Raw genomic sequence first — 24,809 nt, 5'->3', positions numbered from 1 at the left:
GTTTCAGTCGTCCAGCAGTGGACGCAGGTCGCGCGGCAGGCGGGCCTCCGGATACTGCTGCACATAGCGCTCCAGGCTGGCGCGGGCCAGGTCGCGCTGGCCGTCGTCGCGGCGCGCGCGGATCTTCTGCAGCCACTGCCGCCGGGGCAGCCTGGCATCGGCGTCCACTTCGGCCTGCACGGCATCGGCAGTGAGTCCGGCGTCGCTGCCGCGGCGCATGATGCCCGGTGCGGAGCGGCTCGGGGCCGGCCGCTTCATCGAGGTAACCTCGACCCGATCCAGTGACTGGGCCCGTTCGGCATCGGCAGCGCTGGCCGCAGCCGCTTCGGCGCTGAGAGCTTTCAGCGCGCCCTCCGGCGCTGGGGCCAACACCGGCGCAGGCACCAGGTAAGCCGCCGGTGCGGCAGGTGCGGGCGGTGCCGCTGCCGGCGCAGGCGCGGGAGCCGGTGCGTGAGGCAGCGCGGCAAACGAGGTATCGGCAGCGACGTCCGCCGCCTTGGCTCGCGCTGCTGGTTGCGCGGGCGGTGCTGGAGCGTCGGCGGCCTGGGCCGGTGCAGGTTCTGGCGCGTGCGTGACGGCCGGCGTTGCGGGTGCCGGTGCAGCAGTCGGCGCGGCCATCGGGGCTGCCTGCGCCGGTGCGGGTTCCACAGCGGCAGCGGTGGATTGATCGGCGGCACGGCTGTCCGCGCGCTGCGTCGCGGCCGCGTCATCGGCTGCCACACGGGGTGCTGCGATCCCGGCTTCAGCCGCAGGAACCGGCGGGGGCTCCGGGCGCAGCTGCCAGGCGATGCCGATGGCAAAGACCATCGAGGCGGCGATGCCGAATACGGCTGGCCAGCGCGGACGCGGGCGCGGCGCGCGTGGCGCCTCCGGCGAGGCAACAGCATCGGCGGGCGGCGCGTCCACGGCAGCGCGTGCGGCGGCCAGGATCGCCGCGTCCAGCGCGGCCGGTGGGCCCTGTTCGGCGCGGCGGCCGAGCAGGCGCGCCAGCTCGCGTTCTTCCGGCGTCAGCGGTTCGTCTCGGTTCATGCGTTCAATCCCGCACGCAGCTTGTCCATCGCATAGCGCAGCCGCGATTTCACGGTTTCCCGGCCTACGCCGGTGATCTGGCCGATCTCCTCCAGGCTCAGTTCCTGATCCAGCCGCAGCTGCAGCACTTCGCGCTGCTCGGGCGGCAATTGCTCCATCGCCCGCTGGATGCGGCGACGTTGTTCGAATTCGGAAAGCTCTGCTTCCGGCGTCTGTCCATCCTCGATCGCGGCCAGGCGCAGGTCGGCGTCGGCCGGTGCGGCAGGGCGATGGCGCGCCGCGCGCCAATGGTCGTTCAGCCGGTTGTGGGCGATGCGGAACAGCCAGGTGCTGAATGCGGCTTCAGGCTGCCAGCCGGCGCGCGCGCTGATCACCCGCTGCCAGACGTCCTGGAAGATCTCCTCGGCCAGCGCGGTGTCGCGTAGCTGCCGCAGCAGGAAGCCGAACAGGCGCTTGCGATGGCGGGCGTACAGGCTTTCGAACGCGCGCAGGTCACCACCGGCCCAGGCCAGCATCAAGGCTTCATCGGTTGGCAGTGCGCTGGCTTCCACGGCGTACAGGGTAAGGCCTGCGGGCGGTGGCGCATAGCCGGTGACGGGGGCGGGCAGGGCGAGGTTCATGGCGTGGAAGCGGCTGCGGACAGCATGAAAAACGTACGGGCGCACGATTCGGGGTTTACGGGCTTCCATTGCCCCCCGGGTGGCGCGCTATGCTCGGCGGCTCAGGGGAGGCGACGCACAGACGGCGCCAAGAGATTGTCATTTGTCCACGCACGTTGAACCGGCGGAAGAGCCACCACACGAGGCCGTGCTGAGCACGGCGCTGGTGCGCGCATTGCATGCGCTGCTGCCGGATTCGGCCGTGGTCCGCGTTGGCTGGGACGACCCGCAGCTGGGGCGCGGCCAGGGGGGCTGGCCGGCGGTCGTGGCGGCCGGCGCGTTCGCTTCGCCCGGCGTCGGTGACGGCTGCCATGGCTGGGACTATGACGGCGCCCGCCTGCAGTTGTCGGTGGAAGGTGCCGTGCCATCGGCGGCCTGGTGGGGGCTGGCCCGGCAGGCCATTGAACTGGCCCTGCAGCGTGGCCGCCAGGCCGGGCAGATCAAGGCGCTGGAAGAGGCCGAACGGTTGCAGCAGGCGCTGTTCCAGATTGCCGATCTGGCCGGCGCCGACCTGGAAATGTCGGAGATGCTGCGCCACGTGCACGGCGTGCTTGGCACGCTGATGTACGCGGAAAACTGCTACATCGTCGAATACGACGATGTCCGCGACCAGATCCGCTTCCTGTACTTCGCCGACCAGGTCGACGACTTCGTCGCCGATCCTGCGCAGAGCCATGCTGCCGACGAAATGCCGCGCAGCCTGACCGTGGCCCTGCTGCGTCACGGCAAGCCGCTCAGCGGCCCCTCGCGCGAGCTGCTGGCGCGCGTGGTCGAGCAGGAGCACGATCCGCAGCGCGGCCCGGAGAGCCTGGACTGGCTGGGCGTGCCGATGCTGCGCGATGGCCGGGTATGCGGCGCCATCGTCGTGCAGAGCTATGAGCTTGCGGCCCGCTATGGCGAGGCCGAGCGGGCACTGCTGGGCTTTGTTGCCCAGCACGTGCAGACCGCGATGGATCGGCGCCAGGCGCAGGTCCGGCTGGAACAGCAGGTGGAGCGGCGCACGCTGGAGCTGCAGCGCGCCAACCACAGCCTGCAGGAGGAAGTGGCCGAGCGCCGTCGCGCCGAGCAGCTGCAGACTGCGCTGTACAACATCGCCGAGATGGCGATGTCGGCCGACAGCCTGGCCCAGTTCTACGGGCAGGTACACGGTGTGGTCGGGCGCCTGCTGGATGCGCGCAACTTCTACATCGCGCTGGTGAACGAAGCCGGCAACGGCCTGGACTTCGTCTATTCGGTGGATGAGCACAACGCCAGCCGTGCACCGCGGTCCTTCAGCCGCGGCCTGACCGAGTACGTCGTGCGCAACCGGCGGCCCCTGCTGGCTTCGCGCGCGCAGATCGATGCGCTGCTGGCCAGCGGCGAGGTGCGCGAGTCCGGTGCACGTTCGCACTGCTGGCTGGGCGTGCCGCTGCTGCGCGATGACGAGGTGGTCGGCGCGATCGTTGTGCAGAGCTACAGCGAGAACAGCGTCTTCAGCGTGCACGACCAGCGCCTGCTGACCTTCGTCGCGCAGAACATCGGAACCGGCCTGGCGCGCCAGCGCGACCAGCAGCGGCTGCGATCGGCGCATGCCGAGCTGGAAAAGCGCGTGGAGGAACGTACCCGCGAGCTGGCCGAGGTCAACGAAAAGCTGCTCGGGCAGATCGGCGAGCGCCTGCGGGCCGAGCAGCGCCTGACCCATCAGGCCATGCACGATGCGCTGACCGGCCTGCCCAACCGCCTGCACCTGCTTGATCGCCTGCAGGATGCGCTGGCGCTGGCCAAGCGTGAGGGAGGGCCGGTGTTCGCCGTGCTGTTCCTCGACCTGGACCGCTTCAAGCTGGTCAACGACAGCATTGGCCACGCTGCCGGCGACCGCATGCTGGTGGAAGTGGCCAAGCGCATCGTATCGATGGCCGGCCCGGAGGACGTGGTCGCGCGGCTGGGGGGCGACGAGTTCGCGGTGCTGCTGCACTGTCCGCAAGGGTTGGCGCAGGCGCTGGATTTCGGCCAGCGCTTGTTGCTGGCATTGCAGGAATCGATATGGATCGCCGGGCGCGAGCTGTTCCCGTCCGGCAGCCTGGGCATCGCGCTGTGGAATCCGCGTTACCGCACCGGCGAGGAACTGCTGCGCGACGCCGATGCGGCGATGTACCGGGCCAAGGCGCAGGGCCATGACCGCTGCGCGATCTTCGACGAGGACATGCGTGAGCAGGCCATGCGCAGCCTCGACCTGGAAGCCGACCTGCGCCGTGCGATCAACAACCGCGATTTCGTGCCGTTCTATCAGCCGATCGTGCGCCTGTCCGATGGCGAAGTGGTGGGCCATGAGGCACTGCTGCGCTGGCAGCATGAGCGCCGCGGCCTGCTGCTGCCGGGCGCATTCCTTGAGCTGGGCGAGGAAAGCGGCCTGATCGAACAGGTTGACTGGCTCATCTATGAGCAGGTCATCGCCGGCCTGGCCGAAGGCGGGCAGAGCTATGTCTCGGTGAACGTATCACCCCGCCACTTCCGCTCGGCCGAGTTCAGCGGCCGCCTGTTCGGCCTGCTCGACGCATGTGGTGCCGATCCGCGTCGCCTGCGCTTGGAGATCACCGAGGTGGCGCTGCTGGACGATGGTCCGCACACGCTGCGCATCCTGCAGGGCCTTCGCGAGCGCGGCATCCAGGTGCAGTTGGACGACTTCGGCACCGGCTTCTCGGCGCTGTCCTACCTGCACCGTTTCCCGATCAGCACGCTGAAGATCGACCAGAGTTTCATTGCCGGCCTGCATGGGCCGGAAGTGCAGAGCACGCGTGCGCTGGTCGAAGGCGTGCTGTCGCTGGCACGCACGCTGGGCATTGAAACCATCGGCGAAGGCATCGAAACCGAGGCGCAGCGGCAGACGCTGCGCGAGCTCGGCTGCGACTATGGCCAGGGCTACCTGTTGGGCCGCCCGGCACCGAAGGCGCGCGCGGTGGCCTGAGCCGCCGCGCGGCGTTGCTTCAACGCAGGGCGGAGCGACGCTTCTCGTCGATCCACTTCGAGGCCTGGGCCGGCTGGTAGTTCTGCATCCACGCCAGCATGTCCTCGATGTCCGAGCCGTACCACAGGTCCTGGCGCTGGTCCGGATGCAGGAAGCGCTCTTCCACCATGCGATCGATCATGCCGATCAGCGGGGCGTAGAAGCCCTCCACATCGAGGAATGCGCATGGCTTGTTGCCGATGCCCAGCTGCCGCCAGGTCAGCATCTCGAAGATTTCTTCCATGGTGCCGAAGCCGCCGGGCAGGGCGACGAAACCGTCGGCAAGATCGAACATGCGCGACTTGCGCTCATGCATCGAACCGACAATCTCCAGTTCGGTCAGGCCGCGATGGGCCACTTCCCAATCGGCCAGCTGGCGCGGAATGACGCCGGTCACCTCGCCGCCGGCGGCGAGCACGGCATTGGCCACGGTGCCCATCAGGCCGACGTTGCCCCCGCCATACACCAGGCGCATGCCGTCGCGGGCAATGCGATCGCCCAGGGCAATGGCGCGTTCGGTGTAGGCCGGCTTGCTGCCAGCGTTGGAACCACAGTAGACGCAGATCGACTTCATGGGGGTTCTTGTCTCTTGGTGCGGAAACGAAAACGCCCCGTCGCCGACCGCAGAGCGGCCAGGGACGGGGTGTCCTTGGATTATGGGCCCTTCTGTAGAGCCGAGCCATGCTCGGCTGCGCTTCGTTCAGATCGCGGCAAAGGCTGAGTCGAGCATGGCTATGCCGGTCGTCCTGACCGGCACCCTTCGGGCCGTCGCCAGCGACGTTGGCAGCGGCTCCTGCCGCTGCCTTCGGCTCCACGCAAGTGGGCGCTTACGCGGCAGCGGCCTGCTCGCGGCGCGGGCCTTCACGCAGGGCGCGGCCGACCATGCCCACCAGCAGGTCCAGCTCCTCGCTGTCCATGCCGAAGTGCGGGGTGAAGCGCAGCGAATTCTCGCCACCGTGGATCACGTTGATGCCGTGCTGGCGCAGCCATTCCTCGGTGGAGTTGGCGCCGTAGCACTTGAACTGCGGCGCCAGCTCGCAGGAGAACAGCAGGCCGGTGCCCTGCACCTTGGTGATCAGCCCGCCCAGTTCGGCCTTCAGCTGCTCCAGCTTGCGCACGGCCTCGGCGCCACGTTCGGCGATGTTGGCGCGCACCTGCGGGGTCAGCTGCGCCAGGGTGGCGCAGGCCACGTCCAGCGCACGCGGGTTGCTGGTCATGGTGTTGCCATAGATGCCCTTGCGGTAGAGCTGCGCGGCATGTTCGGTCACCGCCAGTACCGACAGCGGGTACTGCGCGGCGTTGAGCGCCTTGGAGTAGGTCTCCATGTCCGGCGGGTCCAGGCCTTCGAAGCCTGGGTAATCGACCACCGAGAGCACGCCATGCGCACGCAGGCCGGCCTGGATCGAGTCCAGCAGCAGCAGGCTGCCATGCGCACGGGTCAGTTCGCGGGCCACGGCATAGAACGCCGGCGGCACCGAACGGCCCGGGTCGCCTTCGCCCATCACCGGCTCCAGGAACACCGCCTCGATGAACCACTGGTTGCGTGCAGCGTCCTCGAACACCTTGCGCAGGCCGGCCTCATCGTACGGCGCCACGGTGATCACCGAGTCCTCGCCGCGGTAGCTGGCCAGGTGCTGCATGTAGCTCTTGCGGCTGGAATCGGAGTACAGCGCCGGGCGGTCGGTGCGGCCATGGAAGCTGCCCTTGACCACCACGCGCTTGATCGTCGCGCCGGCATGCCGGGCGCCCGGGTCGGTCTGCAGCTTGGCATTGACGTCGGCGATGCGCGCGGCCAGGCCAACTGCTTCGGAACCGGAGTTCAGGCACATGAAGCGGGCGAACGGGCAGCCGCCTCGGCGGTGGCCGATCTCGGAGCGCAGCGCGGTGATGAAACGCTGCTGCGACAGGCTGGGGGTCATGATGTTGGCCATCACCTGCGGGCGCGCCATCGCCTCCAGCACGGCGTCCGGGGTATGCCCGAAGCCGAGCATGCCGTAGCCGCCGGCGTCGTAAAGCACGGCACCCTTCAGGGTGACCACCCACGGGCCGCGCGCGGCCAGCGCCACGTACGGGGTCACCGCATCGTCGGCATAGAAGTTGACGAAGCCGTCCTGCATCGCATCGACCTGCGCCTGTTCGTCCTGTGCCAGCAGCGGCCCCAGGTCGGCCTGCACGCGTGCGAATTCCTCGGCGGCGGCGTCCACTGCGGCGACCAGCTGCGGGTGGCGGGCGGACAAGGCAGTCAGGGTCGCGTCGTCCAGGCCGGTGGTAAGGCGGGTGCCGGGCTGGTCGCGCAGGGGGGCGAGGCGTTCGATGAAGCTCATTGCAGATCTCCTGAAACGATGGGTCGCACGGGTCTTCAAAAGCAAAACGCGCGTCATCACGCGCGCTTGGGGGCAGGCTCGTGCAGCGGACTTCCAACTCGATGCTAGCACTTGTTTTTTTGCGCGATAACCCCGCAGAAACCTGCTGCATAGCAGCATTTTGCGCGACGTTCGCCGTGAAGCACGCCGGCTCGCGGACGCTGCACGTACAATGCGCGCCATTGTCGACCTGTTGCCGCCCACTGCCTTGAAGAAGTCCGATTTCCACTACGACCTGCCGGCCGAGCTGATCGCGCAGGCTCCCCTGGCCGAACGTTCCGCCAGCCGCCTGCTGCTGGTGCCGCCGGCCCCTGCGGCCTTCACCGATCTGCAGGTGCGTGACCTGCCGTCGCTGCTGCAGCCGGGCGACCTGCTGGTGTTCAACGACACCCGGGTGATCCCGGCGCGCCTGTTCGGGCAGAAGGCCAGCGGTGGCCGCGTGGAAATCCTGATCGAACGCCTGCTCGGCGGCCAGCAGGCGCGTGCACAGGTCGGTGCCAGCAAGTCGCCCAAGGCCGGCAGCCGCATCGCGCTCGATGCCGGTGGCGAAGCCGAAGTACTGGGCCGCGACGGCGAGTTCTATGTGCTGCAGTTCCATGTGCCCGAATCCCTGGAGCAGTGGCTGCTGCACGCCGGCCGGCTGCCGCTGCCGCCGTACATCCAGCGCGAGCCGGGCGTGGACGACCGCGAGCGCTACCAGACCGTGTTCGCGCGCGAAGTCGGCGCTGTGGCGGCACCGACCGCCGGCCTGCACTTCGATGAACCGCTGTTGGCCGCACTGAAGGACAAGGGCGTGGAGTTCGGCCACGTCACCCTGCACGTCGGCGCGGGCACCTTCCAGCCGGTGCGCGCTGATGACCTGAAAGACCACGTGATGCACCGCGAGTGGCTGAACGTCGGCGCCGAACTGGTCCAGCAGGTGCGGCGCACGCGCGCCGCCGGCGGCCGCGTGATCGGCGTCGGCACCACCGTGGTGCGCGCGCTGGAAAGCGCGATGCGCGATGGCGAGCTGCTGCCGTTCGCGGGTGAAACGCAGATCTTCATCACCCCGGGTTACCGCATCCGCAGCGTCGACGCGATGGTGACCAACTTCCACCTGCCGGAAAGCACGCTGCTGATGATGATTTCCGCGTTCGCCGGCAAGGAGCGCGTGTTCGAGGCTTACCGGCACGCGATCGAGCAGCGCTACCGCTTCTTCAGCTACGGCGACGCGATGCTGCTGTTCCCGCAGGCGGGGTAGGGTGCCTGCGGCATCTGCCTGTGGTGGGTGCGCACGGTGGGTGCGTACCTGCCGGAACCCGGGAGGAGAGCCACGCACGGCGTGGCTCCACAGCCGGTCCGTTCAGGCCTGAATGGGCGGCCGCCCCGGTTTTGGGAGACAATGGGCGACTATTTGCCTGAACGACCGCTCCATGTCCCGACTGCAGTTCCAGCTCAAGACCCGCGACGGCCGTGCCCGCCGTGGCCGCCTGACCTTCCCGCGTGGCACGGTGGAAACGCCGGCGTTCATGCCGGTGGGGACCTATGGCTCGGTCAAGGGCATCCTGCCGGACCAGGTGCGCGCGCTGGGCGCCGAGATCATCCTCGGCAACACCTTCCACCTGTACCTGCGCCCGGGCCTGGACATCATCGCCGACCACGGCGGGCTGCACGGCTTCTGCCGCTGGGATGGCCCGATCCTGACCGATTCCGGCGGCTTCCAGGTGTTCTCGCTGGCCCACTGCCGCAAGATCACCGAGCAGGGCGTGACCTTCGCCTCGCCGACCGACGGCGCCCGCGTGTTCCTGGGGCCGGAAGAGAGCATGAAGATCCAGAAGGTGCTCGATTCGGACATCGTGATGATCTTCGACGAGTGCACCCCGTACCCGGCCACCGAGGACGTCGCCCGCCGCTCGATGGAGCTGAGCCTGCGCTGGGCCCAGCGCAGCCGCAACGCGCATGACGAGCTGGGCAACGACGCAGCCCTGTTCGGCATCGTCCAGGGCGGCGTGCACACCGACCTGCGCAGCCGCTCGGCCGATGCCCTGCAGGCGATCGGCTTCGACGGCTACGCCATCGGCGGCCTGGCCGTGGGCGAGCCGGAGCACGAGCGCAACGCCATGCTCGACCACCTGGACCCGGAGCTGCCGGGCGACCGCCCGCGCTACCTGATGGGCGTGGGCCGGCCGGAGGACCTGGTGGAAGGCGTGGCCCGCGGCGTGGACATGTTCGACTGCGTGATGCCGACCCGCAACGCCCGCAACGGCCACTATTTCACCTCGTTCGGCACCGTCCGCATCCGCAACTCGCAGTACGCGCGCGACATGGACCCGATCGAGCCGGGCTGCGGCTGCGTGGCCTGCACCGGCGGCTACACCCGGTCCTACCTGCGCCACCTGGACCGTTGCAACGAGATGCTGGCGCCGATGCTGGGCACCCTGCACAACCTGTTCTATTACGAAAAGCTCATGGCCGACATCCGGGCCGCGATCGAGGCGGGAACCTTCCTGGCCTTCCGCGAGTCCTTCTACGCGGCACGCGGGGCAGTGGCCCCGCCGCTGTAACCCGGACGCCCCCTGCCAAACGGCCCAAGGACGAACGCCCGGGGCCGTGGCATACTTCAAGGCTGACCCAGATCCGCGGTCGCGACCGTGGCACCTGATGGTGCCGGGGCGCCGCCCAACCAAAGGACCAACGATGAACCTGCTTGCTTTCCTGATTCCCGCCGCCCACGCCCAGGCCGCCGGCGGCCAACCGCAGGGCATGGGCCTGACCACGCTGCTGTTCCCGATCATCCTGATCGCCATCATGTACTTCCTGATGATCCGCCCGCAGATGAAGCGGCAGAAGGAGCACAAGGCGATGCTGGAAAAGATCAAGCGCGGCGACGAAGTGCTGACCAACGGCGGCATCGCCGGCAAGGTCACCGACATCGGCGACCACTTCATCACCGTCGAAGTGGCCGACAACGTGCGCATCCGCGTGCAGAAGGGCGCTGTCGGCAGCGTGCTGCCGACCGGCACCCTGGATTCGGCCAAGTAAGCCACTCCCTTTCCGAAGCACAACCGCGGCGCCGGGGATGGCGCCGCGCGGGACCCAAGCAATGCTCGAATTTCCACGCTGGAAGTACGTCGTCATCCTGATCGTACTGGCGCTCAGTGCGCTGTACGCGCTGCCCAACATCTACCAGAAGGACCCGGCCATCCAGATCACCGCCAACCGTGGCGGGCAGATCGACGATGCGCTGCGCGACCGTGTGCTGGCCGACCTGAAGAAGGCCGGGGTCACTGCCATCGGTGCCGAAAAGGAAGGGGAAAGCCTGATCGTCCGCCTGCCGGACCTGAAGTCGCAGTCCGCGGCCAGCGATGCCCTGCGCGACACCGTCGGCGAGAAGTACACGGTGGCCCTGAACCTGGCCTCGACCGTGCCGGACTGGCTGGCCCGGCTGGGCGGTCGCCCGATGGTGCTCGGCCTGGACCTTCAGGGTGGCGTGCACTTCGTGCTGCAGGTCGACCAGAAGGCCGCCCTCGACAAGCGCCTGGATGCCTACACCGAAGACGTGCGCAGCACCCTGCGTGACGCCCGCATCGCCTACCAGTCGGTGGAGCGCCGTGCGGACAACAGCATCGTGGCCAACCTGAGCCCGTCCGCCGGTGACGACGCCGCGCAGCGTGCCCGTGCCGCCCTGGTCAAGGCACAGCCGACGCTCGGCTATGACGTCAGCGGCAACCGCATCACGGTCACCGTGCCGGAGACCGAGATCACGCAGATCGCCAACGGCGCCATCGAGCAGAACATCAACACCCTGCGCAACCGCGTGAACCAGCTCGGCGTGGCCGAGCCGATCATCCAGCGCCAGGGTGCCGACCGTGTGGTCGTGCAGCTGCCGGGCGTGCAGGACACCGCCGAAGCCAAGCGCATGATCGGCGCCACCGCCACCCTGGAGTACCGCGCGGTGGTCGAGGGCAATGCGCAGGACGCCATCAATTCCGGCCGCATCCCGCCGGAAGCGAAGGTCTACCAGCAGCGTGACGGCCGCGGCCCGATCCTGCTGAACAAGCGCGTGATCGTCACCGGTGACCAGATGGTCGGCGCGCAGGCGGTGACCGATTCGAACAGTGGCTCCCCGGCCGTCAGCGTGACGCTGAACAATGTCGGTGGCCAGCGCATGTTCGACTTCACCAGCGCCAACGTGAACAAGCCGATGGCGGTGGTCTATACCGAACGCGTGCCGACCGTGACCGTCGTCGACGGCCAGGAAGTGCGTGGCTTCAAGGTCAACGAGGAGGTGATCTCGGTGGCCAACATCAACGGCGTGTTCGGCAAGAACTTCCAGACCACCGGCCTGCAGAAGAAGGAAGCCGAGGACCTGGCCAAGCTGCTGAAGTCCGGCTCGCTGGCCGCGCCGATGGACTTCGTCGAAGAGCGCGTGGTCGGCCCGAGCCTGGGCGCCGAGAACGTCAAGAACGGCATGCGCGCGGTGGTGTTCGCGTTCCTGTTCACCCTGGTGTTCTTCAGCATCTACTACCGCATGTTCGGTGTGATCACCTCGGCGGCGATGCTGTTCAACCTGCTGATCGTGGTGGCGGTGATGTCGCTGTTCGGCGCGACCATGACCCTGCCGGGCTTCGCCGGCCTGGCGTTGTCGGTGGGCCTGTCGGTGGACGCCAACGTGCTGATCAACGAGCGTATCCGTGAAGAACTGCGCGCCGGCGTGCCGGGCAAGACCGCGATCGTGACCGGTTACGAGCGTGCCTCGGGCACCATCCTCGACGCCAACCTGACCGGCCTGATCGTCGGTGTGGCGCTGTTCGCATTCGGTACCGGTCCGCTGAAGGGCTTCGCGCTGACCATGATCATCGGTATTTTCGCCTCCATGTTCACTGCGATCACCGTGTCGCGTGCGCTGGCGACGCTGATCTACGGCCGTCGCAAGAAGCTCCAGAACGTGGCCATCTGACGGGACGACACGCACAATGAAACTGTTTCCGCTGCACATCCTCCCGAACGACACCAAGATCGACTTCATGCGCTGGCGCCATGTCGCCATGGCAGTCACCATCGTGGTGTTCCTGGCCTCGGTCGCCATCATCGGCATCAAGGGCTTCAACTACGCACTGGACTTCACCGGCGGCACCCTGATCGAAACGCGTTTCGAGAAGGCCGTGGACGTCGAGCAGGTCCGCGCCAAGCTGGAGCAGAACGGCTTCGACGGTGCCCAGGTGCAGAGCGTCGGTGGCAACACCGACCTGCTGATCCGCCTGGCGCCGCATGGCGAACATGCGCCGGGCACCGGTGATGCCGCTGCCGAGGACAAGGCCACCGCCGCGGCCGTGGTGAAGGTGCTGTCCAGCGCCGACAACCAGGCCACGGTGATGAGTACCGCATTCGTCGGCCCGCAGATCGGCAAGGACCTGGCGAAGAACGGCCTGTACGCCACCATCTTCATGCTGGCCGGCTTCCTGATCTACATCGCGGTGCGCTTCGAATGGAAGTTCGCGGTCACCGCCAGCATCGTGGCGATGTTCGACCTGATCGTGACGGTCGCCTACGTGTCCCTGCTGGGCCGTGAGTTCGACCTGACCGTGCTGGCCGGCCTGCTGTCGGTGATGGGCTTTGCGATCAACGACATCATCGTGGTGTTCGACCGCGTCCGCGAGAACTTCCGCAGCCTGCGCGTGGACTCGATGGAGGTGCTGAACCGTTCGATCAACCAGACGCTGTCGCGTACGGTGATCACCGCGGTGATGTTCTTCCTGTCGGCGCTTGCCCTGTACCTGTACGGCGGTGCGTCGATGGAAGGCCTGGCCGAGACGCACATGATCGGCGCGGTGATCGTGGTGCTGTCCTCGATCCTGGTCGCGGTGCCGATGCTGACGATCGGCTTCCTGCGCGTCAGCAAGCAGGACCTGCTGCCGAAGGCGAAGGACGTCGAGGCCCTGGCCCGTCGCCCGTAAGCATCTGCTGCATGCGGCACACAGAGAACCCCGCGCACGCGGGGTTTTTTGTGTGCGGGGCTTGCAGCGCTGCAAAGCAAACCCCACCCTACGCCAGCGTCGGTTGTGCAATCGTCCCCCGCGCACTACGATCCTGCGGTTCGCGCGCGCAGGCGCGCCCGTATTCCTGCTGAGCGCCCCGTGCGCCGCATCTGCCAACCCGAGGTATCCATGGTCATCAAACCGCGCGTCCGCGGCTTCATCTGCGTCACCACCCACCCGACCGGCTGCGAGGCCGCGGTCAAGCAGCAGATCGACTACATCCGCGCGCGTCCGCCGATCCAGAACGGCCCGAAGCGGGTGCTGGTGATCGGTGCCTCCACCGGCTATGGCCTGGCCGCACGGATCACTGCCGCGTTCGGCAGCGGCGCCGCCACGCTGGGTATCTTCTTCGAACGTCCGGGCACCGAAACCAAGCCGGGCACTGCGGGCTGGTACAACTCGGCCGCGTTCCACAAGTACGCTGACGAAGCCGGCCTGTACGCCAAGAGCATCAACGGCGACGCCTTCTCCGATGAGGTCAAGGCCAAGGCCATCGAGATGATCAAGGCCGACCTGGGCCAGGTCGACCAGGTCGTTTACAGCCTGGCCGCACCTCGCCGCAAGCACCCCAAGACCGGCGAGATCATCAGTTCCACGCTGAAGCCGATCGGCGAACCGATCACCCTGCGTGGCCTGGATACCGACAAGGAAGTGATCACCGAAACCACCCTGCAGCCGGCGACTCCGGAAGAAATCGCCGGCACCGTCGCAGTGATGGGCGGCGAGGACTGGCAGATGTGGATCGACGCACTCGCCGATGCGGGCGTGCTGGCCAATGGCTGCACCACCACGGCCTTCACCTACGTGGGCGAAGAGATCACCCAGGCGATCTACTGGAACGGCTCGATCGGCGCCGCCAAGAAGGACCTGGATACGAAGGTGCTGGGCCTGCGCGAGAAGCTGGCGAAAATCGGTGGCGATGCGCGCGTGTCGGTCCTGAAGGCCGTGGTGACCCAGGCCAGCTCGGCGATTCCGACGATGCCGCTGTACCTGTCGCTGCTGTTCAAGGTGATGAAGGAGAAGGGCACCCACGAAGGCTGCATCGAGCAGCTCGACGTGCTGTACGACATCCTTTACGGCGGCAAGGCCGATGGCACGGCGGTCGAACGCCTGCGCCACGACCTGGTCGATGGCGACGGCCACACCGTTGCGCTGGTCGATGACGAGGGCCGCCTGCGCGCCGATTACAAGGAAATGGCCGCGGACGTGCAGGGCAAGGTGGTTGCGCTGTGGCCGCAGGTGACCAACGAGAACCTGTACGAGATCAGCGACCTGGCCGGCTACAAGGCCGACTTCCTGCGCCTGTTCGGCTTTGGCGTGGACGGCGTCGACTACGAGGCCGACGTCGATCCGGACGTGAAGATCGACAACCTGGTCGACATGACCTGATCAGCGAAAAGGCCGGCGAACGCCGGCCTTTTCTTTGGGTAGTGCCGGCCGCTGGCCGGCAACCCTGGGTACCAAAGGCTGCCGGCCAGCGGCCGGCGCTACCTCGGTCACCCGAACTCGAAGCCCATCTCCGGCAGTGCCGGGCCGACGAAGTCGCCCTGCACGTAATCCACGCCGGCACTGAACAACAGGGTCATCGAGTTGGCATCGCTGACGAACTCGGCAATGGTGCGGATGCCCGCTTCCTGTGCGCGCGCGGTGATCTGGCTGACGCGGTCGATGTTCTCGCGGGTGGCGGCCAGATCGCTGGTGAAGCCGCGGTCCAGCTTGAGGAACTGCGGCTGGAAGTGGGCCAGCAGCTGGAACGAGTCCAGGCCCGAACCGAACTGCTCCAGGCCGATGCGGCAGCCCAGTGGCGCCACTTCAGCGAGGAACTGCTGCGCACTGCGCAGGTGGGTGAATACTTTGGCTTCCGGCGCATGCAGCCACAGCCGTTCGCCCGGCACGCCCTGCGCCTGCAGCTCGCGGCGCAGGGTGGCGATCATCTGCGGGTCATCGAACGATTCCGGCGTGACCTTCACCAGCACCTGGGTCGCATGACCCGCGCGTGCGCGCTCACCCAGCACTGCGATCGCCTGCGAGACCACCCAGCGGTTGATGTCGGCCAGCAGCCCGTGTTCCTCGGCGATGCCCAGGAACGCGGTCGGGCTCAGCAGCTCGCCGTTGTTTTCCAGGCGCAGGTAGGCCTCGTACAGCTCCAGCGGCTCGCCCTGCAGATTCAGCACCGGCTGGTAGTGCAGCTGGAAGCCGTCGCCGGCCAGTGCCTCGCGGATGCGGGCGACCCAGCGCAGCACGCGCTCTTCCTCGACCCGGTCGGCAGCGGCCGGATCGAAGATGCGGCAGGTATTGCCCAGCTCGGCGGCGGCCTGCGTGCATTCGCTGGCGCGCGCCAGCACCTGGCCGATGCTGGCGATCTTCTCGCCGACCTGCACGCCACCGATGCTGACCGTTACCGTGGCCGAACGTGCGCCGATGCTGAAGACATGCGCGGCGTAGGCCTCGCGGATGCGCTCGGCCAGCGCCACGGTCTGCGCGTAGGGCCCGGCCTGCAGCACGGCAAAATTGTGTTCACCGAAGCGGGCCAGCTGCGCGTCCTCGCCGACCACGTCGGCCAGCAGCCCGGCAAGGGCGCCGATCAGAGTGTCGGCCGAGGCCAGGCCGATGTCCGGCAGCAGGCGTGCGTAGTGGTCCGGCTCGATCAGCAGCAGGCCGAACTGGCCTTCGCTGCGCCCGGCCTGGGCCACTGCGCTTTCCAGCTGCAGCATGAAGGTCGGGCGATTGAGCAGGCCGGTGACCTGGTCGCGCTGGCGCAGGTCCTCGACCTCGCGCGCCAGCTCGGGGTCGAACTCCATGCGGCGGCGGAGCACCACCTGCAGGCAGGACTCGCCCTCGTAGGTGGCCGCGGCAAATTCCATCGTCGCCGGGAACGCACTGCCATCCTGGTGGCGCGCGTCGAGCTGGTACTGCGGCGGCGGCGCCTCGCCACGGCTGAGGCCCTTCAGCAGCTGCTTGAAGCCCTCCACGTGCTGGGCCGCGACCATGTCCAGCAGCGAGATGCCCTCGATGTCGTCGAAGTGCTCGTAACCGAACATCTCCAGGTAAGCGTCGTTGGCACGGATGTGCATGCCTTCATGCACGTAGGCGATCGGGTCGCGCGAGGAGGCGATCAGTGCGTCGCAGCGGCGCTCGGTCTCGCGCATCTGCGCCTCGATCCGGCGCAGGCCGCGACGCGCCTGCAGATCGACCCATTGGTCGCGGACCACGGCGAGCAGGTGCTCGGGGCGCTGGCGCAGGGCCAGGGCGCGGATGCCGTGGCTGCTGGCCTGCACCAGCTCGTCCTCGTCGATGCGCTCGGCCAGCAGCACCAGTGGAATGTCCTTGCCGCTGGCGGCGATGTGCTGGGCGGCCAGCTGCAGCGGGATGCCCTGGGACGGCGAGGCCAGCACCAGGTCGATGGCCTGGCTGGCCAGCACCTGGGCCAGCTCTGCCGCATCCTGCGGGCGCCACGGGCGTACCGCGATGCCGCTGTTGCGCAGGGTGCTGACGATGGCTTCGGCGTTTTCGCCGCTGTCATCGACAATCAGCAGGCGGATGGTGATGTCGTTCGCGTTCTGCATGCACTGCTCCCCAATCTGCAAATCTAGATACACCATGCGCGGCGAACCGTCCATGCGCGCGCCCCCGGCACGCATCGAACGGCGATGTGGTTCACACCACGCTGCCGGCAGCGTGGCCGCTGGCCCAGGCCCACTGGAAGTTGTAGCCGCCCAGCCAGCCGGTCACGTCCAGCACCTCGCCGACGAAGTGCAGGCCGGGCACGCGCTTGGACTCCAGGGTCGAGGATGACACTTCGGCCGTGTCCACGCCGCCCAGGGTGACTTCGGCAGTGCGGTAGCCTTCGGTGCCGCTGGCCACCAGCGGGAACGCGCCCAGCAGCTGCGCAGCCTGGCGCAGCACCGGCTCGTCCAGCTGACGCACCGGGCGGTCCGGCAGCCAGTGCTCGCACAGGCGCTGCGCCAGCCGCTTGGGCATCACGTCGCCCAGCACGGTGCGCAGCTCGGCGGCGGGCCGCTCGCGCTTCATCTGGCGCAGCCACTCGCCCGCATCCTGGCCCGGCAACAGGTCCAGCTCCAGCGCATCGCCGGGCTGCCAGAACGACGAAATCTGCAGGATGGCCGGGCCGCTCACGCCGCGGTGGGTCAGCAGCATGAAGTTCTGGAAACTCTTTCCGTTGCAGCGCGCCTCGACCGGCAGTGCGACGCCGCTGAGGTCGGCCAGCCGCTCCTGGTGCTTGCCGCTCAGCGTCAGCGGGACCAGCCCGGCGCGGGTCGGCAGCACCTGGTGGCCGAACTGGCGGGCCACCTCATAGCCAAAGCCGGTAGCGCCCATGCTGGGAATCGACAGGCCGCCGGTGGCAACCACCAGCGAGGCGCAGTGGAACAGGCCCTGCGTGGTGTGCACGCGGAAACCATCGCTGCCGTGCTCGATGCGCTGCACGCTGCAGTCGGTCCGGATCTGTACGCCGGCCGCCTGGCATTCGTCGACCAGCATCTTCACGATCTGCTTGGACGAGACATCGCAGAACAGCTGCCCCAGTTCCTTTTCGTGATAGGCAATGCCGTGCTTGTGCACCAGCTCGATGAAGTGCCAGGGCGTGTAGCGTGCCAGCGCCGACTTGCAGAAGTGCGGGTTGGCCGACAGGAAATTGGCCGGCGTGGTGCCGGTGTTGGTGAAGTTGCAGCGACCACCGCCGGACATCAGGATCTTCTTGCCGACCTTGTTGGCATGGTCGATCACCTGCACCTGGCGGCCGCGCTGGCCGGCGGTGATCGCGGTCATCAGCCCGGCGGCGCCGGCACCGATGACCACCACGTCGCAACGGATCGTACTCATGCCTGGGCGCGCTTGCGCCAGTTGGGGATCACGTCGAACTGGTTCTGATCGTTCAGCAGCTGCACCTCGCCGTCCTGGATCAGCACGCTCCAGCGCATGGCGCGCTGGATCTGCTGGCCCCAGCGCTCGACGAAGTCACCGTCCAGATCGACCACCGAGAGATTGTCGAAACGTGCCAGGCCCTTGCCCTGCTTGTTCCACCAGATCTCCGAAGCATTGCCGCCGTAGTTGACCACCTGCACCTGGCGGCTGCGGTTGCTGGCCTTGCGGATGCGCGATTCGTCCGGATGGCCCAGGTCGATCCACTGCAGGATGTCGCCGGTGTAGTCGTGTTCCCACAGATCCGGCTCATCGTCGGTGCTCAGGCCGCGACCGAATTCCAGGCGGTCGCCGGCGTTCAGCGCGAAGGCGAGCAGGCGCACCATCAGGCGCTCGTCGGTTTCGGACGGATGCTGGGCCAGGGTCAGGTTGTGGGTCGCGTAATAGCCGCGATCCATGTCGCTGATCTGCAGTTCGGCCTTGCGGATGGTGGCGGTAAGAGCCATGGGTGATCCGTGGACTAAAGACGACAATGATAGAGGTTTGCCGCAGGGGTGTCCGTGGCTGGGCTGTCTGCAGGCCGTCAACGGTGGCACTCTGGTGCTCTTTCCCCGTGGCCGGAGTGGATGCCATGTGCTTGCCCAGCCGGTTGCAGCTGCCGCCTGGCCCCTGGGCCACCCTGCTGGAGGGCCTGTGCGCGCGTTTCCCGCGCATCGCGCGCGCGCAATGGCAGGATCGCTTCGCGCGCGGCCGCGTGCTGGACGCGCAGGGCAGGGTGCTTGCGCCGGATACGCCGTGGAAGGTAGGCCTTGAGATCCAGTACTTCCGCGAGGTGGCCGACGAGCCGTCGATTCCCTTCGCCGAGACCATCGTGCATCTGGACGCGCACCTGCTGGTGGCCGACAAGCCGCACTTCCTGCCGGTGACGCCGGCCGGCGCGCATGTGCGCGAGACCCTGCTGGCGCGACTGGTGGCCCGCACCGGCAACACCGATCTGGTGCCGCTGCATCGGCTGGATCGGCTGACGGCCGGGCTGGTGCTGTTCTCGACCCAGCGGGCGTCGCGCGATGCCTACCAGCGGCTGTTCCGCGAGCGACGCATCGAAAAGGCCTATGAGGCCCTGGCGCCGGCGCTGCCAGGGGTCGCGTTTCCGTTGCAGCGCGACAGCCGGCTGGTACCGGGCGAGCCCTTCTTCCGCATGGCCGAAGGGCCCGGCGAACCCAACGCGCGCAGCCGAATCGAGCTGATCGAGGCCGACGGCCCGATCTGGCGGTACCGCCTGCTGCCGGAAACCGGCCGCAAGCATCAGTTGCGCGTGCACATGGCGATGCTGGGCGCCCCGATCGTGGGCGACGACCTGTACCCGCAGCTTCGTCAACGCGCTGCGGACGCGGCCGAGGCGCCGCTGCAACTGCTGGCGCAGGGCCTGGCCTTCGATGACCCGTTGGACGGGGCGCGGCGGGTCTTCAGCAGCGGGCGCCGCCTGCGCTTGCCGCCCGAGGGCGGCCAGGCGCTCAGCGACCGGGGCGACGCGCCAGCCAGCGGTCCAGTTCGGCGGCGAACAGCTGCCGGTCACGCGGCCCCAGCGGCGGCGGTCCGCCGGTCTGTACCCCGGCGCCGCGCAGTTCCTCCATGAAATTGCGCATCGAGAGCCGCTCGGCCATGTTGTTCGGCGTGTAGAGCTGGCCGCGCGGGTTGAGCGCCACGGCCTTCTTTTCCAGCACCAGTGCGGCCAGCGGGATGTCCTGGGTGACCACCAGGTCACCGGCGCCGACCCGCTCGACGATGGCGCTGTCGGCCACATCCAGCCCCTGCGATACCTGGATCGAGCGCAGCCAGCGCGACGGCGGGGTGCGGATCCACTGGTTGGCGACCAGGGTCAGTTCGATCCCGACCCGTTCGGCGGCCCGGAACAGGATGTCGCGAATGACGGTGGGGCAGGCGTCTGCGTCCACCCAGATGCGGGAAGACGCGTGTTCAGCGGGCATTTCAGCTTCAGTCATTTACCCAGTGTAGGGTAGGAAAAACCTGAATGGGGACTCGGGGTTAGCCGCGAAAGGCTGCCAGCCCTTGCCACGCCTAGCGGGCGAGGTGTTCCGATGAACGCCGGGGCTATCGCTTTTTGCAGAAAACACGCGTATCGTGCGACCCACTGTGTTTGCTAGGGTCACCGTGAATCGTGGCCTGGTGCAGTTGATCTCACGATCCGCTCATCGATCCGCTTTACCAACGCCTGCAACTCAGTCTCGGCCCCGATACCCGGTGGCTGCGATTTTTTTCAACATGTGTTTCAGGAGTTAGTAAAAATGTCTGAACGTCAGACCGGTACCGTCAAGTGGTTCAACGACGCCAAGGGCTTCGGCTTCATCACCCCGGAAAGCGGCCCGGACCTGTTCGTGCACTTCCGCGCGATCCAGGGCACCGGCTTCAAGACCCTGCAGGAAGGCCAGAAGGTTACCTTCATCGCCGTCCAGGGTCAGAAGGGCATGCAGGCTGACCAGGTGCAGGCGGTCTAATCCGTCTGCTACCGTTGGGTAGCCAGAACGCCGGAAGCGAAAGCTTCCGGCGTTTTTTATTGCCCGCTGTCCTTGCGGCGTCGAGCCGCGCCTGAGTGTTCTCAACGCCAGTCGAGCATGGCTCGACTCTACAAAGGGCATGCACTGCGCGCGGTACGATGTGGCCCTTCCCAAGGATCATCCCCATGCGCATCGTCCACCATCTTGAAAACTCCCGCTCACTGCGCGTGCTGTGGATGCTGGAGGAGCTGGGGCTGGACTACGAGCTGCGCCGCTATCCACGCGATCCGAAGACACTGCTGGCACCGCCGGAGCTGCGCAGGGTGCATCCGCTCGGCAAGTCGCCGGTCCTGCAGGATGGCGACCTGGTGCTGGCCGAGTCTGGCGCGATCCTGGACTACCTTGCGGACCGTTACGACACCCAGCGCCAGCTGTCGCCATCGCCGATGCCGGCCGACGGGGCCGAGCGCTTGGCCTATCGCTACTGGCTGCACTACGCCGAAGGCTCGGCAATGCCACCGCTGTTGCTGACCCTGGTGATGGGGCGCATCCGCAACGCGCCGATGCCGTTCTTCGCCCGCCCGATCGCGCGCAGCATCGCCGACAAGGCCGAGCGCGGCTTCATGGGTCCGCAGCGGCGCCTGCACCTGGACTGGATGGAGCGCCGCCTCGCCGAAAGCCCCTGGTTCGCGGGCGAGCGCTTCAGTGCGGCCGACATCCAGATGAGCTTCCCGATCCAGGCCGCTGCCGCGCGAGGCGGTGGCCTCGACGACAAGCCGGGGCTGCGCGGCTTCCTCAAGCGCATCGGTGAGCGCCCGGCCTACCAGCGGGCCGAGGCCCACGGCGGCCACCTGCAGGCGCTCAGCGGGAATTGAGGCGGGCGGCCGTCGCCCCCATCTTCAACGCCATGGATACCGACAGCCTTCGTTTCGACAACCGCCTGCTGCGCACCCTGCCGGGCGACGCCGAATCCGGCCCACGCCGCCGCGAGGTGCTGGGCGCGGCGTGGTCGCCGGTGATGCCGACGCCGGTGGCGGCGCCCACGCTGTTGGCCTGGTCGGCTGACGTGGCCGCGATGCTCGGCCTGCCCGCCGCCGAAGTCCAGAGGGAAGGCTTTGCGCGTGTGTTCGGTGGCAATGCCCTGTACGCCGGCATGCAGCCGTGGGCTGCCAACTACGGTGGCCACCAGTTCGGTCACTGGGCCGGCCAGCTGGGCGATGGCCGCGCGATTTCGCTGGGCGAACTGGTTGCACCGGACGGGCGCCACTGGGAACTGCAGCTGAAGGGGGCAGGCCCCACGCCCTATTCGCGTGGCGCCGACGGGCGGGCCGTGCTGCGTTCGTCGATCCGCGAATTCCTGTGCAGCGAGGCGATGCACCACCTGGGCGTGCCGACCACGCGTGCGTTGTCACTGGTCGGCACCGGCGAGGACGTGGTGCGCGACATGTTCTATGACGGCCACCCGCGTGCGGAGCCCGGTGCCATCGTTTGCCGGGTGTCGCCGTCGTTCCTGCGCTTCGGTTCGTTCGAACTGCCGGCGTCGCGTGGTGAAACCACGCTGCTGCAGCAGCTGGTCGATGCCTGCATCGCGCGCGACTTCCCCGAGATTGAAGGGCAGGGCGAGGCGCGTTACGGCGCGTGGTTCGCGCAGATCGCAGTGCGGACCGCCGAGATGATCGCGCACTGGATGCGCGTCGGCTTCGTCCATGGCGTGATGAACACCGACAACCTGTCCGTGCTCGGCCTGACGTTGGACTACGGCCCCTACGGCTGGGTCGAGGACTTCGATCCGGACTGGACGCCCAACACCACCGATGCGCAGGGCCGGCGCTACCGCTTCGGCACGCAGGCGCAGGTGGCGTACTGGAACCTGAGCCGGCTGGCGCAGGCGCTGTCGCCGCTGTTTGCCGATGTGGCGCCGTTGCAGGCGGGCCTGGCGGCCTATGCGTCCACCTTCTTGGCCTGCACGCGCCGCGATGCCGCAGCGAAGCTGGGGCTGGCCGCCGCCGACGATGACGACCTGCAGCTCTACCAGCGCTGGCAGCAGCTGATGCAGGAGGGCGCCATGGACATGACCCTGGCCTGGCGCGCATTGATGCGGCTCGATCCGGTGGCACCGGAGGCAGCGTTGCTCAACGCCGTCTACTACGACCAGGCGCGCCAGCAGGCGGTGCAGGCGCCGTTGCAGCAGTGGCTGCAGGACTACGCGGCGCGCCTGCGCAGCGATCCACTGTCGGCCAGCGAACGCCTGGCGAAGATGACAGCGGCCAACCCGCTGTACGTGCTGCGCAACTGGCTGGCCCAGGAGGCCATCGATCGCGCCGAGCAGGGCGACCTCGGCGGTGTCCACGCACTGCAGGACGTGCTGCGCGATCCATACACCGAACGCACCGGCCTGGAGCACTTTGCCGGCAAGCGGCCGGGGTGGGCCGACCACCGCGCCGGCTGCTCGATGCTGTCCTGCAGTTCGTGAGCGTTCGGCCGCGCGCCGGCCGGCACCCGCAGAAACAACAACAGGCCTTCGACGGGCGTTCGTGATCTGTTGCGATCGCAGGCAGATTTCATCCGCGCAAGGCGCGCATCTGCTGGCCGGCACCGCAGTCGACGGCGTCGCTGCGCGGCCCGCCTACAACGATGGTCGTACCCGTTAAGTTCGATATTCGCACGCATAGTCGATTATCGCACTTGAATGGTGCAGTGCGATAAACCTAATTTCACTCCACAGTTTCGTAGCAGTCCAAGCGATCCACCCCTGGCGGGGCGAGGGCAGCAGCCGGTCCGGTGCTGAAGCCAGGTGCAGGGGAAGGCCGCCGGATGCCCCTTCACCTGTGCGGAGTGTTCGCATGTCCCGTTGTCTGTCCGTTGTTGCCCTGTCCCTGCTTGCCGTGTTGCCGACGCTGGCGCTGGCCTACCAGGCCGAGCCATCGCGCGCGCCGCTGCAGGTGCTCCGCGTGGATCGCTACGCCGACGACGCCAACGCCGGCTCGCTGCGTTGGGCGATCACCACCGCCAATGCCGATCCGGGCCGCTACCGCATCGAGATCGACGCCGTCGGCGTTGCGCCCTACGTCATCAGGCCGGCCTCGCCGCTGCCGGAGGTCAAGGGTCCGGTGCAGATCATCGGTACGTCCTGGGCGCGCGACGGCCAGTACATCGCCATCGATGGCTCGGCCTACGTCACCGGCAGCGGTACCGATGCCTGCCCCGGCGCCGAGCCAGGGCAGTCCGGCACCAATGTGCGCACAACCACGCTGCCGGGCCTGGTCCTGCGGGATACCCAGGGCGTGGAGCTGGCAGGCCTGGAAATCCGCAATTTCTGCATCGGCGTGCTGGTCAACCGCTCCAGCCAGAACGAGATCCATGACAACCGCATCGTCGCCAACAAGGGCGGTGCCGGCATCATGCTCACCGGCGATGACGGCAAGGGCCAGTCCACCGCGACCACCACGGTGCACAACCGCATCGTGCGCAATGTGTTCCTCGACAATGGCGATGGCCTGGAGCTGACCCGTGGCGCGGCCTGGAACCTGGTGGCCGACAACCTGTTCCAGTCCACTGCGGCCAACCCGGAACCCTCGCAGGGCATCGAGATCCTGTGGGGCAACGACAACACCGTGGTTCACAACCGCTTCGTGGACTACTCCGACGGCCTGCAGATCAACTGGGGCAACCGCAACTACATCGCGGCCAATACCTTCACCGGGAACTCGCTGGGCCTGAGCATCACCGGCAGCGGCAACGTGGTTGACGGCAACACCATCACCGGCAACGGCATTGGAATCGGCGTGCGCCCACAACCGGTCAGTGCGCCGAACCGCTTCACCGCCAACCGCATCTACGGCAACGGCCTGCCGATCGAGCGCTGCGAAGCCGGCGGTGCCTGCGTGAAGGGCCAGCCGCGGGGGGCCATCGTGTTCGGCGTGCCGGGGCTGGAACATGCCAGCTTCGTCGGTTCACGCGGTCGCGGCGTCGACAGCGATCCCGCCCGGCGCGCGCGCATCTGCACGGCTGCCGGCCAGGCCGACTGCCAGCCCTTGCCGAACCTGGGACAGGCCGCGCCGACGTGGGTCGACGTGCGCGGCGAGGGCGCGCAGCGCCAGTTGAGCGGTCGTTTCCATGGCGTGCCCGACACCCGCTACCAGGTGGAAGTGTTCGGCAACCGCGCCGCCGGCGGCAGCGAGGCCGAATGGATGCTGGGCAGCGTGGAAGTGCGTACCGACGCGCAGGGGCAGGGCCGCTTCACCTTCCCGCTCGCTGCAGCCGTGGATGCTGCCCTGGCCGGCAGCGTGACCGCCACGGTCACCTCGGCGCAGGGCGCCACCTCCCCCCTGAGCGCGCCGCTGTCGCTGCGCTGATCCCTC

At 67.9% G+C, this 24,809-nt stretch carries 19 protein-coding genes and 1 pseudogene; 12 read left to right on the top strand and 8 right to left on the bottom strand.

Features of this window, described 5'->3' with window-relative positions; translation table 11 throughout:
• Positions 1–3: 3 nt before the first annotated feature.
• A complete protein-coding gene (locus BLS66_RS13355; protein WP_074726062.1) occupies positions 4–1,029 on the bottom strand; it encodes a hypothetical protein in 1,026 nt (341 codons plus the stop codon).
• Positions 1,026–1,544 (bottom strand): RNA polymerase sigma factor, encoded by a 519-nt coding sequence (locus tag BLS66_RS13350; RefSeq protein WP_231353173.1) that lies wholly within the window; start codon positions 1,542–1,544, stop codon positions 1,026–1,028. Before BLS66_RS13350 ends, BLS66_RS13355 begins: the two co-directional genes overlap by 4 nt.
• Positions 1,545–1,791: 247 nt before the next feature.
• Here BLS66_RS13350 and BLS66_RS13345 point away from each other — a divergent pair, with 247 nt between their 5' ends.
• Positions 1,792–4,632 (top strand): bifunctional diguanylate cyclase/phosphodiesterase, encoded by a 2,841-nt coding sequence (locus BLS66_RS13345; RefSeq protein WP_074726061.1) that lies wholly within the window; start codon positions 1,792–1,794, stop codon positions 4,630–4,632.
• 19 nt (positions 4,633–4,651) lie between these two features.
• Here the strand turns inward: BLS66_RS13345 and BLS66_RS13340 are convergent, their stop codons facing one another.
• Positions 4,652–5,245 carry an LOG family protein gene (locus BLS66_RS13340; protein WP_049464410.1) on the bottom strand — a complete coding sequence of 198 codons (594 nt, stop codon included), beginning with the start codon at positions 5,243–5,245 and terminating at the stop codon, positions 4,652–4,654.
• Positions 5,246–5,498: 253 nt separating this feature from the next.
• Positions 5,499–6,995: an aminotransferase class III-fold pyridoxal phosphate-dependent enzyme gene (locus BLS66_RS13335; RefSeq protein ID WP_074726060.1), complete on the bottom strand. Its 1,497-nt coding sequence runs from the start codon at positions 6,993–6,995 to the stop codon at positions 5,499–5,501.
• A gap of 211 nt (positions 6,996–7,206) precedes the next feature.
• Between BLS66_RS13335 and queA the strand changes: the two genes are divergently transcribed.
• From queA to fabV, 6 genes are all read left to right on the top strand, one after another.
• Positions 7,207–8,274: a tRNA preQ1(34) S-adenosylmethionine ribosyltransferase-isomerase QueA gene (gene queA, locus BLS66_RS13330; RefSeq protein WP_053506538.1), complete on the top strand. Its 1,068-nt coding sequence runs from the start codon at positions 7,207–7,209 to the stop codon at positions 8,272–8,274.
• A gap of 172 nt (positions 8,275–8,446) precedes the next feature.
• Positions 8,447–9,577 carry a tRNA guanosine(34) transglycosylase Tgt gene (tgt, locus tag BLS66_RS13325; RefSeq protein ID WP_074726059.1) on the top strand — a complete coding sequence of 377 codons (1,131 nt, stop codon included), beginning with the start codon at positions 8,447–8,449 and terminating at the stop codon, positions 9,575–9,577.
• Positions 9,578–9,710: 133 nt separating this feature from the next.
• On the top strand, positions 9,711–10,055 hold the full coding sequence (gene yajC / locus BLS66_RS13320; RefSeq protein WP_005416201.1) for a preprotein translocase subunit YajC: 345 nt from the start codon (positions 9,711–9,713) through the stop codon (positions 10,053–10,055).
• Positions 10,056–10,116: 61 nt separating this feature from the next.
• Positions 10,117–11,973: a protein translocase subunit SecD gene (gene secD / locus BLS66_RS13315; RefSeq protein WP_014646827.1), complete on the top strand. Its 1,857-nt coding sequence runs from the start codon at positions 10,117–10,119 to the stop codon at positions 11,971–11,973.
• Between the two features lie 16 nt (positions 11,974–11,989).
• Complete coding sequence (gene secF, locus BLS66_RS13310) at positions 11,990–12,970, top strand: protein translocase subunit SecF (protein ID WP_014646828.1); 981 nt, start codon at positions 11,990–11,992, stop codon at positions 12,968–12,970.
• Between the two features lie 210 nt (positions 12,971–13,180).
• The gene (gene fabV / locus BLS66_RS13305) at positions 13,181–14,440 is read left to right on the top strand and encodes an enoyl-ACP reductase FabV (protein ID WP_074726058.1); all 1,260 of its coding nucleotides are present in this window, start codon (positions 13,181–13,183) and stop codon (positions 14,438–14,440) included.
• A gap of 107 nt (positions 14,441–14,547) precedes the next feature.
• On the opposite strand, the gene BLS66_RS13300 is transcribed toward fabV, so the two are convergent.
• The 3 genes from BLS66_RS13300 to BLS66_RS13290 all read right to left on the bottom strand — a co-directional run bounded on the left by BLS66_RS13300 (position 14,548) and on the right by BLS66_RS13290 (position 18,438).
• Positions 14,548–16,617 (bottom strand): EAL domain-containing response regulator, encoded by a 2,070-nt coding sequence (locus BLS66_RS13300; RefSeq protein ID WP_053463571.1) that lies wholly within the window; start codon positions 16,615–16,617, stop codon positions 14,548–14,550.
• Positions 16,618–16,708: 91 nt separating this feature from the next.
• Positions 16,709–17,893: a BaiN/RdsA family NAD(P)/FAD-dependent oxidoreductase gene (locus BLS66_RS13295; RefSeq protein WP_049464420.1), complete on the bottom strand. Its 1,185-nt coding sequence runs from the start codon at positions 17,891–17,893 to the stop codon at positions 16,709–16,711.
• On the bottom strand, positions 17,890–18,438 hold the full coding sequence (locus BLS66_RS13290; protein ID WP_049464421.1) for a YaeQ family protein: 549 nt from the start codon (positions 18,436–18,438) through the stop codon (positions 17,890–17,892). Before BLS66_RS13290 ends, BLS66_RS13295 begins: the two co-directional genes overlap by 4 nt.
• A gap of 125 nt (positions 18,439–18,563) precedes the next feature.
• Here BLS66_RS13290 and BLS66_RS13285 point away from each other — a divergent pair.
• Positions 18,564–19,439: pseudogene (locus tag BLS66_RS13285) on the top strand (pseudouridine synthase); the annotation flags it as partial.
• A gap of 7 nt (positions 19,440–19,446) precedes the next feature.
• On the opposite strand, the gene BLS66_RS20935 reads toward BLS66_RS13285, so the two are convergent.
• Positions 19,447–19,935 carry a YaiI/YqxD family protein gene (locus tag BLS66_RS20935; protein WP_074726057.1) on the bottom strand — a complete coding sequence of 163 codons (489 nt, stop codon included), beginning with the start codon at positions 19,933–19,935 and terminating at the stop codon, positions 19,447–19,449.
• Positions 19,936–20,238: 303 nt separating this feature from the next.
• On the opposite strand from BLS66_RS20935, the gene BLS66_RS13275 reads away from it, so the two are divergent.
• The 4 genes from BLS66_RS13275 to BLS66_RS13260 all read left to right on the top strand — a co-directional run bounded on the left by BLS66_RS13275 (position 20,239) and on the right by BLS66_RS13260 (position 24,803).
• The gene (locus BLS66_RS13275; protein WP_005416210.1) at positions 20,239–20,448 is read left to right on the top strand and encodes a cold-shock protein; all 210 of its coding nucleotides are present in this window, start codon (positions 20,239–20,241) and stop codon (positions 20,446–20,448) included.
• Between the two features lie 185 nt (positions 20,449–20,633).
• A complete protein-coding gene (locus tag BLS66_RS13270) occupies positions 20,634–21,323 on the top strand; it encodes a glutathione S-transferase family protein (protein WP_053463268.1) in 690 nt (229 codons plus the stop codon).
• 32 nt (positions 21,324–21,355) lie between these two features.
• Positions 21,356–22,921, top strand: coding sequence for a protein adenylyltransferase SelO (locus BLS66_RS13265; RefSeq protein WP_074726056.1), 1,566 nt, complete (start codon positions 21,356–21,358; stop codon positions 22,919–22,921).
• 370 nt (positions 22,922–23,291) lie between these two features.
• Complete coding sequence (locus BLS66_RS13260) at positions 23,292–24,803, top strand: right-handed parallel beta-helix repeat-containing protein (RefSeq protein WP_074726055.1); 1,512 nt, start codon at positions 23,292–23,294, stop codon at positions 24,801–24,803.
• Positions 24,804–24,809: the final 6 nt, after the last annotated feature.

It is taken from the genome of Stenotrophomonas pavanii (genome assembly GCF_900101175.1).
GTDB classification, from domain to species: Bacteria; Pseudomonadota; Gammaproteobacteria; order Xanthomonadales; family Xanthomonadaceae; genus Stenotrophomonas; species Stenotrophomonas pavanii.
This window is presented reverse-complemented; position numbering and strand designations above follow the sequence as displayed.

Excerpts from the sequence above, each read along its gene's own strand:
- BLS66_RS13355 (WP_074726062.1), bottom strand. The coding sequence starts at position 1,029 with ATGAACCGAGACGAACCGCTGACGCCGGAAGAACGCGAGCTGGCGCGC.
- BLS66_RS13350 (WP_231353173.1), bottom strand. The coding sequence starts at position 1,544 with ATGCTGGCCTGGGCCGGTGGTGACCTGCGCGCGTTCGAAAGCCTGTAC.
- BLS66_RS13340 (WP_049464410.1), bottom strand. The coding sequence starts at position 5,245 with ATGAAGTCGATCTGCGTCTACTGTGGTTCCAACGCTGGCAGCAAGCCG.
- BLS66_RS13335 (WP_074726060.1), bottom strand. The coding sequence starts at position 6,995 with ATGAGCTTCATCGAACGCCTCGCCCCCCTGCGCGACCAGCCCGGCACC.
- queA (WP_053506538.1), top strand. The coding sequence starts at position 7,207 with ATGCGCGCCATTGTCGACCTGTTGCCGCCCACTGCCTTGAAGAAGTCC.
- tgt (WP_074726059.1), top strand. The coding sequence starts at position 8,447 with ATGTCCCGACTGCAGTTCCAGCTCAAGACCCGCGACGGCCGTGCCCGC.
- yajC (WP_005416201.1), top strand. The coding sequence starts at position 9,711 with ATGAACCTGCTTGCTTTCCTGATTCCCGCCGCCCACGCCCAGGCCGCC.
- secD (WP_014646827.1), top strand. The coding sequence starts at position 10,117 with ATGCTCGAATTTCCACGCTGGAAGTACGTCGTCATCCTGATCGTACTG.
- secF (WP_014646828.1), top strand. The coding sequence starts at position 11,990 with ATGAAACTGTTTCCGCTGCACATCCTCCCGAACGACACCAAGATCGAC.
- fabV (WP_074726058.1), top strand. The coding sequence starts at position 13,181 with ATGGTCATCAAACCGCGCGTCCGCGGCTTCATCTGCGTCACCACCCAC.
- BLS66_RS13300 (WP_053463571.1), bottom strand. The coding sequence starts at position 16,617 with ATGCAGAACGCGAACGACATCACCATCCGCCTGCTGATTGTCGATGAC.
- BLS66_RS13295 (WP_049464420.1), bottom strand. The coding sequence starts at position 17,893 with ATGAGTACGATCCGTTGCGACGTGGTGGTCATCGGTGCCGGCGCCGCC.
- BLS66_RS13290 (WP_049464421.1), bottom strand. The coding sequence starts at position 18,438 with ATGGCTCTTACCGCCACCATCCGCAAGGCCGAACTGCAGATCAGCGAC.
- BLS66_RS20935 (WP_074726057.1), bottom strand. The coding sequence starts at position 19,935 with ATGACTGAAGCTGAAATGCCCGCTGAACACGCGTCTTCCCGCATCTGG.
- BLS66_RS13275 (WP_005416210.1), top strand. The coding sequence starts at position 20,239 with ATGTCTGAACGTCAGACCGGTACCGTCAAGTGGTTCAACGACGCCAAG.
- BLS66_RS13270 (WP_053463268.1), top strand. The coding sequence starts at position 20,634 with ATGCGCATCGTCCACCATCTTGAAAACTCCCGCTCACTGCGCGTGCTG.
- BLS66_RS13265 (WP_074726056.1), top strand. The coding sequence starts at position 21,356 with ATGGATACCGACAGCCTTCGTTTCGACAACCGCCTGCTGCGCACCCTG.
- BLS66_RS13260 (WP_074726055.1), top strand. The coding sequence starts at position 23,292 with ATGTCCCGTTGTCTGTCCGTTGTTGCCCTGTCCCTGCTTGCCGTGTTG.